This is a genomic window from Agrobacterium sp. M50-1 (genome assembly GCF_049843495.1).
Taxonomy (GTDB): domain Bacteria; phylum Pseudomonadota; class Alphaproteobacteria; order Rhizobiales; family Rhizobiaceae; genus Agrobacterium; species Agrobacterium radiobacter.
The window spans coordinates 274175-287648 of record NZ_JBBHZH010000004.1 but is presented as its reverse complement, the minus strand read 5'-3'; the positions used below and the strand labels follow the sequence as shown (position 1 = coordinate 287648).

The following is a 13474-nucleotide window of genomic DNA, read 5'->3' as shown; positions in this document are numbered from 1 at the left end:
GACAGGAGTGTTTAACCGGTCCCTAATCCTTTATATCGTATCGCCAAGGGCTGGTTTGTACGATATTTTAGCATATTGGCAGGCGGCAAAGGGGTCATTGGCCCGCGAACCGCCGCCACGTCAAGCAATTCCGACATAACCATGCCACGGTTTTGCGTCGGGAATGGGTTGAAGCGCAGAATATCGACGATCGCGTTGCGTTGAACAGGAACACATCGGCACGTGCAGGAAGAAAAAGACGATAAAAGCGGCCGTAAAAAACGGCACATCCTGCTCCGGATCGATAGCTTCATCGACTCCGGCCTGTGGACGGCTGCGGCGCGGCTGGTGGATTTCTGGGAAGACGTCACCATCGCCTCGCGCAAACTGCATGTGCGCGGCTGGAAGAAGCTTCTCGTCAACCTCACCTGCGACGCGCTGACCTTCGGAACGGCGGGTTGCGTCGTGCTTCTGGCGCTCGCCATGCCCGCCTTTGAGGAAACCAAGAAGGACTGGCGTTATCGCGGCGATTTCGCTGTCACCTTCCTTGACCGTTACGGCAATACAATCGGCCATCGCGGCATCATTCATGAAGATTCCGTCCCGATCGACCAGATGCCTGACCATTTCATCAAGGCGGTGCTGGCGACCGAAGACCGGCGTTTCTTCGACCATTTCGGCATCGATTTCATCGGTCTTGCACGCGCCATGAGCGAAAACGCCCGCGCCGGCGGCGTGGTGCAGGGCGGCTCGACACTGACGCAGCAACTCGCCAAGAACCTGTTCCTCACCAATGAGCGCTCGCTGGAGCGCAAGATCAAGGAAGCCTTCCTCGCGCTGTGGCTCGAGACCAACATGTCGAAGAAGGAAATCCTCAGCCTTTATCTCGACCGCGCCTATATGGGCGGCGGCACCTTCGGGGCGGCGGCGGCGGCGCAGTTTTATTTCGGCAAGAACCTGACCGACGTGACGCTGGCCGAATCCGCCATTCTGGCCGGCCTGTTCAAGGCGCCGGCCAAATATGCGCCGCACGTCAACCTGCCCGCCGCGCGCGCCCGCGCCAACACCGTTCTTTCCAACCTGGTGCAAAGCGGGTTGATGACCGAGGGTCAGGTGATCGGCGCGCGGCGCAATCCGGCCACCGTCATCGACCGCGCCGATGTGAAGGCGCCGGATTATTTCCTCGACTGGGCCTTCGACGAAGTGCAGCGGCTGGCCGCCGAAGGCAAGTTCAAGGACCATACCGTCGTCGTGCGCACCACCATCGATACCGGCCTGCAGCAGGCGGCCGAACAGGCGATGGAAATGGGCCTGCGCGAATATGGCGAAGGTTACCGCGTCAAGCAGGGCGCGATGGTGATGATCGAAAACGGCGGCGGCGTGCGCGCCATGGTCGGCGGGCGTGACTATGGCGAAAGCCAGTTCAACCGCGCCACGGCGGCGCTTCGCCAGCCGGGCTCCTCCTTCAAGGTCTATACCTACTCGGCTGCCATGGAAAAGGGCATGAAGCCGGAGACGCTGATTTCCGATGCGCCGGTGACCTGGCGCGGCTGGTCGCCGCAGAATTATGGCCGCTCCTATGCCGGCAAGGTGACGCTGCAGATGGCGCTCGCCAAATCCTACAATACCGTGCCGGTCCGGCTCGCCAAGGATGTGCTCGGCACGCAGGTCATTGTCGACACGGCCAAGGCCATGGGCGTGGCCACACCGCTTCGCAGCGACAAGACCATTCCGCTCGGCACATCGGAAGTGACCGTTCTCGATCAGGCAACCGCCTATGCCGTTTTCCCGGCCGACGGCATGCAGTCGCGCCGCCACGGCATCGAGCAGGTGCTGGATTACGAGGGCAATGTTCTCTACGATTTCAGCCACAACGAGCCGCCCGCCAAGCGCGTGCTCTCCGAAGACGCCAATTCCAAGATGAACCAGATGCTGGTGACCATTCCGGTCATGGGCACGGCTCGCCGCGGCGCGCTTGACAATGGCATCGTCTCCGGCGGCAAGACCGGCACCTCGCAGGCTTACCGCGACGCCTGGTATGTGGGTTTCACCGGCAATTATACGACCGCCGTCTGGTTCGGGAATGACGAATTCACGCCGATGAACAACATGACCGGCGGCGCGCTGCCCGCCATGACCTTCAAACGGCTGATGGATTACGCCCATCAGGGCATGGAGCTGCGCCCCATCCCCGGCATCCAGAACCCGTTGCCGACAGGTGCGCGCCCGCAACCTTCGGCGCAAGTGGCGGCCGCAGCCACCAGCACCCCGGCCCTGCCGGCCCTCACCCGCCCACGCTCGCTTTCAGCAGAGGCCACCCGCGTCATCCGCTCCATCGCCAAGAAGATGAAGGATGCTTCGGCCTTGAGCGTGACGACGCAGAAGGTGGCGGATGCATCTTTGCGTGACGGCGCGGAGGATGCGACGCGGCGGTGAGGTTGCGGGCAACCGGCCAGGATTTCTGGCGGAGCGTGCGGCTTACCCCCCTCTGCCCTGCCGGGCATCTCCCCCTCAAGGGGGGAGATCGATATGCGGCGAGGTCCAGCCCATCTCAACGTTAGCGAATGAAGTGGTGGTAGCGCCGCTCGCCAATCTCCCCCCTTGAGGGGGAGATGCCCGGCAGGGCAGAGGGGGGTAAGCCGCACGCTTCACCGCTCCCGTCTCTCCAAATCCGGCGTCAGTCATCTCACCGCAACAACACCGCCCTCGCCGTTTCCACCATATGTGATGTCAGCGCGCCCAAACGGTCGGCGGCCAAACGATTGACCTGCCAGTAAAGCGGAATATCAAGCGGAGTGCCGGGAACGACCTCCACCAGCCTTCCCGCCTCAAGATGCTCCCTCACAAGCTGCACCGGATTGAGCCCCCAGCCCATACCGGCAAGGCTTGCCTTCACGAAACCGTCCGTCGAAGGCAGCCAGTGGGTGGGATAGGAGACATCCTCGCCCAGCGCCTGCCTGATCCAGCTCGCCTGCAACCTGTCCTTCTGGTTGAAGGTCAGTCCCGGTGCGTGGGCAAGGGCTGCGGGCGTGACGCCATCGGCGAAATGGCGGGTCATGAAATCCGGGCTGGCCGTGGCGTGATAGCGGAGCACGCCGAGCGGCGTTACCCGGCAGCCCTGCACCGGCTTGGCGTGGGCGGTAACGGCGGCAAGCACCCTGCCCCCTCGCAGCCATTCCACCGTATGATCCTGATCGTCCACTGCGATGTTGACGAGATAATCGCTGCCGCCGGTGAATTTTGAAACCGCATCCAGAAACCATGTGCCGAGGCTGTCGGCATTGGTGGCGATATTGAGCGTCACACGCTCCGCCGCGGCGCCCGTCTCTGCGAGCGCCGGAAGCTGGCGGAACAATTCGCTTTCCAGCATGCCGACATGATCCATGTGCCGGCAGAGCCATTCACCCTTATCCGTCGCGACGCAGGGGTTGCCGCGCACGATCAGCACCACGCCCAGCCGCTCCTCCAGCTGCTTGATGCGCTGGGAGACGGCCGAAGGCGTGACACACAACACCTGCGCCGCCTTTTCGAAACTACCGGTCTGGGCAACGAGCGCCACGGCGCGCATGGCAGGGTAGTCGAGCATTATCGCACCTGATGTAGGGGGTTGGTGGGGGTGGCGCGAGGCTCTTCGAGGCGATGGGCGACACCCTCTCCCGCCCTCATTCCTGTTCTTGTCACAGGAATGAGGGTTGAGAGATGGCAACGTCGTGGAAAATCGAAAGGTTGAAGAGAAAAGCGCGACATTAGCTCAGCTTATCCGAGTTGAGTTTATTTAACTAGATTAAATCATCCTGCCCAAATATCCAAGCACTCGGTCCGAAAGCAACGCCTTCGGCCATTTCCACATAGACAGAAGCAGGGGCCGCGGCGCGCATGGACATCCAGATCTTCTTCACCGGTCTTACCATGGGCCTCAGCCTCATCGTCGCCATCGGCGCGCAGAATGCCTTCGTTCTGAAGCAGGGTCTGGCGCGTTCGCATGTGTTTGCCGTCTGCGCCACCTGCGCGATATCAGATGCGCTGCTCATCACCATCGGCGTGTTTGGTTTTCAGCGGATCAGCGCCATCATGCCGGCGCTCGATCCCATCATGCGTTATGCGGGCGCCGCCTTCCTCATCTGGTATGGCGCAAAAAGCCTGCATTCGGCGCTGCGTTCCTCCGAGACGCTGTCGGTGACCGAGCGGCAGGAGGCGAGCCTGTGGCAGACGCTCGCCATCTGTCTGGCGCTGACCTTCCTCAATCCGCATGTTTATCTCGATACCGTCGTGCTGCTCGGCACCATTTCCACGCAGTTCCCCGGCTTTGAGAAAACCTTTGCGGCGGGCGCGGCCACCGGCTCGCTGGTATTCTTCTTTTCGCTGGGTTATGGCGCGCGCTGGCTGCGGCCGATTTTCGAAAAACCCTCCGCCTGGCGTATTCTCGAAGGCATCATCGCCGTTACCATGTGGGCCATCGCCTTCAAGCTCGTCATGGGCGCATAGGCAAGGAATTTCGCGCTCCAGTCACTTTCACGAGGACTAAACAAGCCGCGCCATTTTCCAAACGGGGAATCAGTGATAGTCCTCGACCTGTTCAAAACGGGAAAACAGCGTGTTCCGAGTTCCATTCCTTGTCGGCATCGCCCTTCTGATCGCCTTTGGCGGCGGTATTGCCGCAACACTCGCAGCACTTGAGGCGACATCCGGCTTTGGATCGATCCGCATCGGCTCGTGGGATGCGTTTCCCGAAGCGCAGACGATCGAGGCCGACCCTTACGCCAAATCGCACCGCGCCGATGCGGGCAAGCTGCTTTACGGAACCGCCGAGGGACTGTCCTTCACCGCCTCCGTCGACAGCGATGGACAGCGCCTCAGCGGCGAGTGCCGGTACCGGCTGGCCGGCGCCGTGCCGCCCGCCCGTTTCTGGACGATTTACACCGCCGACCAGCAGGGAAATGTTCTGGCTGAAGATGCCGGGCGGCCCTTCGCGCTGAATTCCCGCACGCTTCTGCGCAGCGCCGATGGCGGCATCGACATCACCATCGCCCCTGACGCCCAGACCTATAACTGGCTGGCGGTGCCGCAGGGCCAGACCTTCAAGCTTGTCATGACCCTGCTCGACACACCGGTTGCCGGCAGTTCCGGCCTGATAGACATATCCATGCCGCAAATCCGCAAGCTGGGGTGTGGCAATGTTTAGGGTCCTGCTCGCCATTCTCACCGGTCTCGTCGGCGCAGCCGTGCTGCACGTCATCATCCTTCTCGCTATGCCGCATTTCAGCAATCGCGACGCCTATACGCGCGCGCTTGCGGAAGGAAAGCCGCATCTGTTTCATCTTCTCGAGGAGACGACGGAGAAAAAGACCCTTGGCAGCGGCGATCCCTTCATGCGAGTGGCCGTCTGCACCTTTAACATCGAGGAACAGCCCGTCAGGCTGACCGCCATCGGCGCCGTACCCTTCTGGTCGGTCGCGGTTTACGACAAGGCCTCGAATGAGGTGTTCAGCATGAACGACCGCACATCCGCCGCCGGGGTTATGGATATTCTGGTGGCTGATGCGGTGCAGATAGCCGCCATCCGCAAGGCGCAGCCGCCCTCGCTTTCGCAGGCCATCCTGGCGGAATCGGATCAGACGGAAGGGTATGTGGTTTTGCGGACCATGGTGCCGCAGCCGAGTTTCGGCGAAGAGGCGGAACGGTTCCTGAACGAGGCGAAATGCCAGCCGACGCCCTGGAAATAGCGTCTGACATCATCGGCAATCAGGATTTGAGGGCGGTTTCCACTGCGGATTTGCCCTTGCGCGCGACTTTGCCGGTCGGCTCGGTATCACGTTTTTCATAACGCACGCCGGTAAACAGCACGACCTTCGCGGGGCCGATCAGCTTTCCGACAACGCCCGCGGGACGCAGGCTTCGTCGGGCGTCGCTGATTGGAATAATCTCTGCCATGCTCATCTCCTCTTCGGGACATGATTGTCAATGTTGCCCATGGGAACCGCGCAAGCCTCATCTTGCGTCGGGAATTTCATCACCATCACATTGCGCATAGGCCAGCCCACAGACTGGTTTTCGCACGATCCAAAAATCCAAAACGATTCTTATAAGGGGATCGTGCGCAGATTCAGGCTTCGCATGCCATTTTTGCATTTATTCCGTCGATAAGAATAACATGGAATCCTAATACTGCCCATGAAATTACAAACAGACAGAGGTTAATGATCCGTTAACCCTAACTGCCGGGCCGTCACTTATTCCTCCCGGCGCCACACGCCTTGAAAACAAAGGCGATGCGGTAAAGTTCCACGGCATTTCACCCGTTATGAAGGTTTTAAAATTTCCTTGTTGATAGAGGCAGATTCCCTCTTGCCACCCCCATAGTTAACAGGACGTCAACGCATTTGCTCTAATTTGAGCCGATATTGTGTTTGCGTTTGTTGGGTAGTGCGTTGACCGACCGGTTTCGAGAACTTGAGAGGCCAAGAGCCGTGAGGAAGAAAGATGTGGTGCTGATGGCCACCGTGACGAATTTCGAGAATGTTTCGCATCCGTCAAAAACGGACCTTCGGCAGTTCGCCGAACTTTTCATGCCGCTTTTCAACGCCTCCACCGATGAAGCCAAGCGGGAGGCCATCGCCGCACTCTCGCAGCATCCGAGCGTGCCTTCGGCTGTCGCCTTCTTCATCGCCTGCCAGCCGATTTCGCTTGCGGCGCCCTTCCTCATCTCCTCCAAATGCCTCGATGACGACACGCTGATCACCATCGCCCGCACACAAGGCGCGGCGCATGCGCGCGCCATCGTCCGGCGCGAGGATCTCTCCCCCACCGTCATCGACGCGCTTGTCGGCCTGCGCCACGCGGAAGACCTGAAACGGCCGGAAGAGGAAACGGCTGCCGCCGAACCGCAGGTGGCGGCAAGCCCCGAAGCGACGAAAACGGAAGAAAAGACTGACAACATCGCCGCCGCTTCCGCACTCGAAGAAGAAATGCGCCAGCGGATCAAGCAGATGGCGCATCACCTCAACCGCCCGGAAAGCGACGTCCTCGGTCTTCGCCGCCTGAGCGAGGTGCAGGAGGCGCTGCTGGTGCGTTTCGCCCGCGAGCGCAACGCCCGCCAATTTGCGGTGGCGCTGGCGGATTCACTGTCCTCCAGCTACTGGCTGTCGGAGCGCATCATGCTCGATATATCAGGCGCACAGCTGGCAACGACGCTCACCGGTCTTGGCATGGAGTTTTCCGAGGCGGCCTTCGTCCTGCAATGCTTCTATCCGCATCTTGCCGCCGCCGAAGGCGACATGAGCCGTGCGGAGGCCCTGCTCGACCGCCTCGACATCGTGGAATGCGAAGAGCGGCTGGAAAGCTGGCGGCGGGCCGACAGCTATACGCATGGCCGCGAGCGGCTGAGCCACAGCGCACCTGCTGCGCAGAGAAACGGGACGCAAGGGTAAGCAGGCCTGTCCTTGCGTCTTTCGCGACGCGAAGCCATTCGCGGACGAAGAACCGGGGTCTGCTTTTCCTCGTTCTAGGCCTTGGGCTGGTCCACCAGCGTCAGCAATGTTCCGATCTCGTCGGTTTCGATCTCCACCACCCACAGGTCGCTGTCGAAACGCCGTTCCCTTTCCAGAAGAGCTGTGCTTTCCTCGCCATCCGCACCCGCAAGACGCGTTTCGAAACGGCGCTCGGCACGGATTTCCTCATCATCGGCGAAGCTCTGCGGCGCAGGTCCATAGAGGTTCTCGCGGCCATCGCGCAGGCGCTGGCGAACAAAGATCGCCCCCGCCTCCTCCGCCCCCTTCTTTTCGACAGCGGCAAATCCGCCGGCGGCGAAGACGCGGCGGATGAGGGCTGAGACGAACATTTCGGATTTGAGGCGCATGGGGTGCTTTCGATGGAAACGGTGGGCATGCTGTTGTTGATTTTGGGCGGCCGAAGGTGCGCGGGGCTTACCCCCCTCTGCCCTGCCGGGCATCTCCCCCTCAAGGGGGGGAAATCGGCAAGAGGCTCTTCCACTGCTCCATTCTCAAACGTTGAGATGGGCGAGCGCTTGCCGCAGATCGATCTCCCCCCTTGAGGGGGAGATGCCCGGCAGGGCAGAGGGGGGTAAGCCCCGCGCACCTTCGGCTGCTGTCAAAACTCAAAGCGCCCCGATCGACTTCAGCTTCTTCAACACGGCCTCGCTCGGCTCACCGGTTTCCGGCAGGCGGTAATGTTTCTCAAATGCGCGGATGGCGTTGCGGGTCTGCTGGCCGGCGACACCGTCCACCTTCACATCGGCATAGGCGATATTGATCAGACCCTGCTGAATCCTGGCGATCAGCTCGCGGTTTGCCGGCTTGGCGGCGCTGTTGAGGGAGGCCGGTTCGGCCTTCGGACGCGGTGCTTCCGCCTTGCGGATGGCCGCGGCGACGGGGTCGATCTCGACGCCGCCGCTGCTATCGGCAGGCCGGTCCCTGGGGATCGCCGCAACTGTCGCGCCGTCGATCCGAAGCGCCGCCAGCACGCGGGTCGTCGGTTCGCCGGTCTGTTCCATGCCGAGCGTTTCTTCGAAGAACATGATGGCGGCGGCGGTGCGCGGGCCCATGCGGCCGTCCGCCTCGCCTTCGTAAAGTCCGCGTTTCTTCAGTTCGGCCTGAATATCGGCGACGATCTGCTGCGGCTTCTGGGTTTCGGCAGCGGGTTGCGCTGGCGTTTGGGCCGCAGGCTGTTGCGCCGTTTCCGTCTCTGCCGGTCGTTCTATGCGAAAGGTGGTGACGTTGCCCTGCGTGCCGAGCGGCTCGGCGGGACGGTAACCGGCAATGCCGTTCGGGTTTTCCGCATCGCGCGTGCGCAGGAAGGGCGACGGGTGCACGCCCGGCTGATACCAGAGCGCATTGGCGGCGACAAAACCGAAAACGACCGCGAAGGCGCCGCAGCTGCCGACCATTTTTGGATGGCGCAGGATTTCGCGCCCGATGGCCGAAACCACCAAGGAAACAATCCCGGCGCCAATCTGGGCCGTTGTTTTCTTAGGCGATTTTCGCTTTCGCGGGGCCATCGTCACCATCCTTTTTCATCATTGCGGCGATGTCACCGAGCTGCCGGATGCGCGGCGGGAATTCCACCATGCTTTCGGTTTCAGCGCTTTCGCCCTCACCCGCCATGCCGGAACCGTCAGCAGGCAGGGTGATCGTTACGACCGTTCCCTCGCCGGGCTTGCTGGTGATGGCGAAAGTGCCGCCATGCAGTGCCACAAGCCCCTTGACCAGGGACAATCCCAGACCCGTGCCCTCATAGCGACGGGTATATTCATTCTGAACCTGCATGAAGGGCTGGCCCAGGAGTTCAATCTTGTCGGAAGCGATGCCGATGCCGGTATCGCTCACCGTCAGTTTCAGCATCGCGCCCTCACGCGCGGCGTCGATCGACACCACACCACCCGCATCGGTGAATTTTATGGCGTTGCCGGCGAGATTGATGAGAACCTGCCGGATGGCGCGCTGATCGGCGGAGATTTCACCGATGCCGCGCTGGATGCGGCTGGTCAAAGTCAGGCCTTTTTCCTTCGCCTGCAGGCCGAGCATGGCTTCGCAGGACGAGATGGTCTCGGAAATGGGGAAGCTTTCCATCATCAGCTCGTAACGGCCGGCTTCCAGCTTGCTCATGTCAAGCATGGTATTGACGACCGACAGGAGATGGGCGCCGGACTGGCGGATGAGGCCGACATATTCCCGCTGGCGGTCGTTCTCCAGCCGGCCGAAATATTCGCCGGCGAGAATATCGGAAAAGCCGAGGACCGCATTGAGCGGCGTGCGCAGCTCGTGGCTGACGGCGGCAAGGAAACGTGACTTGGCGTCATTGGCCGATTCCGCCTCCGCCGCCTTGCGGGCGACATCGCGGCGTAGGCGTTCCATCTCGGTGACATCGGAAAGCTGGGCGACGATGCGGCGCAGCCGGCCGCTGGCGCTGCGGATCGCCGTCATCTCGATACGCGCATGCATGAACTGCGCCTGACGCGATTTCGCACCCGTCTCGAAGCGGAGTTCGGCGGTCGCCCTGTCCTCGCCCTGCCGCAACAGGTCGAATGCCTGCATCAATTCGATACGGTCGGAGACATAGACATATTCAACGAGCGAATGGCCCTTGCTGGCCTGTAGATCGGCCGGGAAGGTCGCGAGATCGCGGCCGGAGACGTGTTCGACGAAGCCGGTCTCACCGATCATGAGCACGAGGCCCGGCACCTGCGAAGCGGCGATCAGGTCGTTATCGCCAGACGCGGCGGAAAAGGAGGATGCACCGCGCGCAGGACGGGAAAAGGCGATCAGCAGCGCTGCGGCGGCCAGAAACAGCGCCAGCACCAGTGCGGCGCCGATGGGCAGCGCGATGGCGGGGCTGATGACGAGGCTGAAGAGGGCAGGCACCAAGAAAAGACCAACAGTGCTGAAGGCAATCAGCCGGCGCAGGCGCGCAACGGTTCCGGCGCGCCTTTCGGCGTCCTCTTCCATGCGCGCAAGCCATCTGCCTGCGGCATGGTCGACCAATGCGACCGCTTTTTCTCTCATATTACGCAATACCAACACCGAATCCCTGAGGCGGTTCTAACGGCTCCGACAATAGAAGGCGGCGGCTTAAGGAATGGATAAAAAGAATGGCGTCAAAGGCCTGTCAAAGGCGTCGCAGTCCCATTACGGGGCATTTATTCCAAGCTTTGCCAATCATGGTTAATGACGGGTAAGCGACGGATTTCGCTTCATTTTTGCCATCATGTTAACTTTTGTGGCAAGGCGGGCCACAGCTTTCGCCCGGAACGCGCGGCCTCTGTCGCAATTATGCTTAACATGGACTGTTAAAATGCGAATGAATTGGTGGCAGGCGTCCCGATACGAGGAGAATAGATACAATTTGAATTAAATTGCGTCGCTTTTTGCAATCGGCTGTTCGCCGGTCGCGTGTAGCTTCTTCACAAGCCCGAAAAACGGGACAAAGGCCGATGACCCGGAACCGGGCGGGGCTTTAGAAAACAAAGATCATCTGGCAGGGTAGTCTGACAATGTGGTTTCTGATCAAAGGAACATTCTGGTTTTCGCTGGTGCTGGTGGCGCTGTCCTATTTCGGCAGCAGCAACGATCCGGCCAAGGAACCTTCGGCATTTGATCTTCCCAGCGCCGTTTCGGCAGCCGGTGAAGCCTATCGTTACGTCAGCGCCATCTGCATCGAAAAGCCCGATGTCTGCGTCAAGGGCGCCGAAACCTTCCATGCGCTGGGCGAACGGGCAAAGGAAGGCGCGAAGGTCGCCTATGAACTGCTCGACAAGCAGCTTGCCTCCGGTGAAAAATCCGCTCCCGCCGCTGAAGTCGCAGCCGAGGTCGAAAAGCTGGCTGGCGCTCCTGTCGTCAGCGTCGAATTTCCCGGCAATACCGACATGCTGAAGACCGGCACCGTCATTCCCCTGCCGCAGAAGCGCCCTGCTCCCTGATCTTCGCCGGCCACCGCGCCGCATCTTTTTTGCGAGCGGAGATTTCCGCCCGCCGAATGCCTGCCAAACTTGCCCACGGAAACCTGTTTTCCGTGGGCTTTTTCGTGGCCCATGGTTCAAAACCGGCCGCACTTGCCCTATATCCTAGCAAAGACCTGCAATAACGGATGATACGGCGCGCAAATGGCCTCTCTCGAAACGATCCTTGACGATTTCGCTTTCCTCGACGACTGGGAGGACCGTTATCGTTATGTCATCGAACTCGGCAAGGCGCTTCCCGATCTGCCCGAGGACAAGCGCACGGCCGAGAACAAGGTGCATGGCTGCGCCAGCCAGGTCTGGCTCGTCAGCCATAGCGACGGCGCGGAAGACCCCCTGCTGACCTTCGAGGGCGATTCGGATGCGCATATAGTGCGCGGCCTCGTCGCCATCGTGCTCGCCGTCTATTCCGGCAAAAAAGCCTCCGATATCGCCGATCTCGACGCCATCGAGGTGTTCGACAAGATCGGGCTGGTGGAGCATCTGTCATCGCAGCGCGCCAACGGCCTGCGCTCGATGATCAAGCGCATCCGCGAGGAAGCACGGCTGCTGGCCGCCTGAGCGCTCATCCCGCCGTCACCCCTGGCGCCATCGAGGGGCGATAATCCGCATCGCCCCAATGGTGATTGTTGCCACGGGCGCGAACGGCTGGCGGCGCATAATGGCGGGCAAGCGCCAGCAATGCTGCGCGCAGCAGCAGTTTTGCCGAGCGCGCCGGCCATTGCCTCTCCCGCTCCACCGTCTCCAACCCCTTTTCGAAACAGCAGACATCGATGGCGACGCCCGACAGTTCGGGTCCCATCGCATCCGCCGCGCGGGAAAACCGCGCCCGCGCCGCCATCGCCGCCTCGGTAAGATCGAGCAGGCCCCCCGCCTCCCCCTTCGTGCGGCTGGCTACTTTCGGCTCCCATGTCGCCGTCACCTTCGGATTGAGGTGACCGCGATGAAAATCGGCGGCGAGGCGCTCGCCTGCCTCCAGAGCGTCTGCCGGGAAAAACACCGTGCCGTCCCGCTCCTTCAGCCTTGAAAGGCTGGTCAGCGGTGAGGTGTTGAGGTTGCGACGCGCCGGTTGCTTCACGTCACCGACATCCACAACAACGTTCTGCATATCCCGATGCTGTTCCTGAAAAACCTCGTCGCGATCTTTTGCCATTGCACGCTTCAGATAAGAGGCGAGTGGCGGCGCGGCGGAAAGGGTGTTTTCCCGCTGTTCCACCAGTCCGGACGAAACGGCGAGCCGCACCGCCGCCGCCGGAAACCGCAGCGTGGGATGCCCTGCCCGCGCCCGGTGCATGACAATATCGCCGCCCTCCAGCGAAATCTCGGCCGCGCCCGCAGCGATGCAACGCAGCAAGCGCAGGAGGTGAGGATTTGAGAAAGCAGCCGGGACGCGTTTCACCTCACTCATCCCGGACCCCTTTCATCACGTTGAAAATACTGCCCGTGAGCCGCTCAAGCGCGGCGACGAACTCATCGAATGCCGGTTCGTCCCGCCGGTCCTCCACCACCTGGCAGGCATGGCCCACCGTCGTCCTGTCCCGGCCGAAGCAGGGCCCAATATCCGACATGGGAATACCGAGCTGTACATGGCACACATACATGGCGATCTGGCGGATATGGCACTCCGTGCGCCTGATGTCGCGGCGCACCAGCGTTCGGTCACCCGTCAATTGCACCATCTCACCGGTGAGCTGCCGTACCAGACGGCAAAGACGGGAAATCTCATCCCGCCCGCCCGCAGACGACCAATGACGAAAAGGACGATCCCCGACCCGCACGCAAGGCCGCGCGGCGGCAGACAGAAACACAGTATCCGACGGCATATGCAACTCCTCTACGAATAGGAATTAATTCATACACCCGGGAACAGTTATGGGGAAGCGTAAATTTTGCGAGGAAGAATATGCGGTTGATATGGCTATATATTCGCAGAAATAACGAACACAATAAAGGATTTTTTTCCTCGACGGAAATTTTACGCGACAATAAAAAAGCCGGTCTGCGGACCGGCTGGACATTCATGCG

The 13474-nt window shown here is 61.1% G+C and carries 14 protein-coding genes; 7 read left to right on the top strand and 7 right to left on the bottom strand.

Annotation, left to right across the window (positions count from 1 at the left end; translation table 11 throughout):
• Positions 1-222: 222 nt before the first annotated feature.
• On the top strand, positions 223-2415 hold the full coding sequence (locus WDZ78_RS11860) for a transglycosylase domain-containing protein (RefSeq protein ID WP_425673112.1): 2193 nt from the start codon (positions 223-225) through the stop codon (positions 2413-2415).
• Between the two features lie 250 nt (positions 2416-2665).
• Here WDZ78_RS11860 and WDZ78_RS11855 read toward each other — a convergent pair whose 3' ends face one another.
• Entirely contained in the window at positions 2666-3565 is a 900-nt protein-coding gene (locus tag WDZ78_RS11855; protein WP_020009674.1) for a LysR family transcriptional regulator ArgP, read from the bottom strand.
• A 290-nt stretch (positions 3566-3855) separates the two neighbouring features.
• Between WDZ78_RS11855 and WDZ78_RS11850 the strand changes: the two genes are divergently transcribed.
• The 3 genes from WDZ78_RS11850 (at position 3856) to WDZ78_RS11840 (ending at position 5702) form a co-directional block, all read left to right on the top strand.
• Positions 3856-4464, top strand: a complete 609-nt coding sequence (locus WDZ78_RS11850; protein ID WP_087743601.1) for a LysE/ArgO family amino acid transporter — start codon at positions 3856-3858, stop codon at positions 4462-4464.
• Positions 4465-4573: 109 nt separating this feature from the next.
• Positions 4574-5161 (top strand): DUF1214 domain-containing protein, encoded by a 588-nt coding sequence (locus tag WDZ78_RS11845; RefSeq protein WP_020009672.1) that lies wholly within the window; start codon positions 4574-4576, stop codon positions 5159-5161.
• On the top strand, positions 5154-5702 hold the full coding sequence (locus tag WDZ78_RS11840; protein ID WP_425673111.1) for a DUF1254 domain-containing protein: 549 nt from the start codon (positions 5154-5156) through the stop codon (positions 5700-5702). The genes WDZ78_RS11845 and WDZ78_RS11840 overlap by 8 nt, the downstream gene beginning before the upstream one ends.
• 19 nt (positions 5703-5721) lie before the next feature.
• On the opposite strand, the gene WDZ78_RS11835 is transcribed toward WDZ78_RS11840, so the two are convergent.
• On the bottom strand, positions 5722-5910 hold the full coding sequence (locus tag WDZ78_RS11835; protein ID WP_003509245.1) for a hypothetical protein: 189 nt from the start codon (positions 5908-5910) through the stop codon (positions 5722-5724).
• Positions 5911-6470: 560 nt separating this feature from the next.
• On the opposite strand from WDZ78_RS11835, the gene WDZ78_RS11830 reads away from it, so the two are divergent.
• Positions 6471-7406: a DUF2336 domain-containing protein gene (locus tag WDZ78_RS11830; RefSeq protein ID WP_026372543.1), complete on the top strand. Its 936-nt coding sequence runs from the start codon at positions 6471-6473 to the stop codon at positions 7404-7406.
• 74 nt (positions 7407-7480) lie between these two features.
• Here the strand turns inward: WDZ78_RS11830 and WDZ78_RS11825 are convergent, their stop codons facing one another.
• From WDZ78_RS11825 to WDZ78_RS11815, 3 genes are all read right to left on the bottom strand, one after another.
• Complete coding sequence (locus tag WDZ78_RS11825; RefSeq protein ID WP_020009667.1) at positions 7481-7834, bottom strand: DUF1491 family protein; 354 nt, start codon at positions 7832-7834, stop codon at positions 7481-7483.
• Positions 7835-8092: 258 nt separating this feature from the next.
• Positions 8093-8992 carry a peptidoglycan-binding domain-containing protein gene (locus tag WDZ78_RS11820; protein ID WP_425673110.1) on the bottom strand — a complete coding sequence of 300 codons (900 nt, stop codon included), beginning with the start codon at positions 8990-8992 and terminating at the stop codon, positions 8093-8095.
• Positions 8964-10496, bottom strand: coding sequence for a sensor histidine kinase (locus WDZ78_RS11815; RefSeq protein WP_020009665.1), 1533 nt, complete (start codon positions 10494-10496; stop codon positions 8964-8966). Before WDZ78_RS11815 ends, WDZ78_RS11820 begins: the two co-directional genes overlap by 29 nt.
• A gap of 488 nt (positions 10497-10984) precedes the next feature.
• Here WDZ78_RS11815 and WDZ78_RS11810 point away from each other — a divergent pair, with 488 nt between their 5' ends.
• Together WDZ78_RS11810 and WDZ78_RS11805 are read left to right on the top strand one after the other, a co-directional pair.
• Complete coding sequence (locus WDZ78_RS11810) at positions 10985-11410, top strand: DUF5330 domain-containing protein (RefSeq protein ID WP_020009664.1); 426 nt, start codon at positions 10985-10987, stop codon at positions 11408-11410.
• A 183-nt stretch (positions 11411-11593) separates the two neighbouring features.
• The gene (locus tag WDZ78_RS11805; RefSeq protein WP_003509253.1) at positions 11594-12010 is read left to right on the top strand and encodes a SufE family protein; all 417 of its coding nucleotides are present in this window, start codon (positions 11594-11596) and stop codon (positions 12008-12010) included.
• 4 nt (positions 12011-12014) lie between these two features.
• Here the strand turns inward: WDZ78_RS11805 and WDZ78_RS11800 are convergent, their stop codons facing one another.
• The gene (locus WDZ78_RS11800; protein WP_425673109.1) at positions 12015-12857 is read right to left on the bottom strand and encodes a DUF6456 domain-containing protein; all 843 of its coding nucleotides are present in this window, start codon (positions 12855-12857) and stop codon (positions 12015-12017) included.
• A complete protein-coding gene (locus WDZ78_RS11795; protein WP_026363498.1) occupies positions 12850-13272 on the bottom strand; it encodes a helix-turn-helix domain-containing protein in 423 nt (140 codons plus the stop codon). The genes WDZ78_RS11800 and WDZ78_RS11795 overlap by 8 nt, the downstream gene beginning before the upstream one ends.
• Positions 13273-13474: the final 202 nt, after the last annotated feature.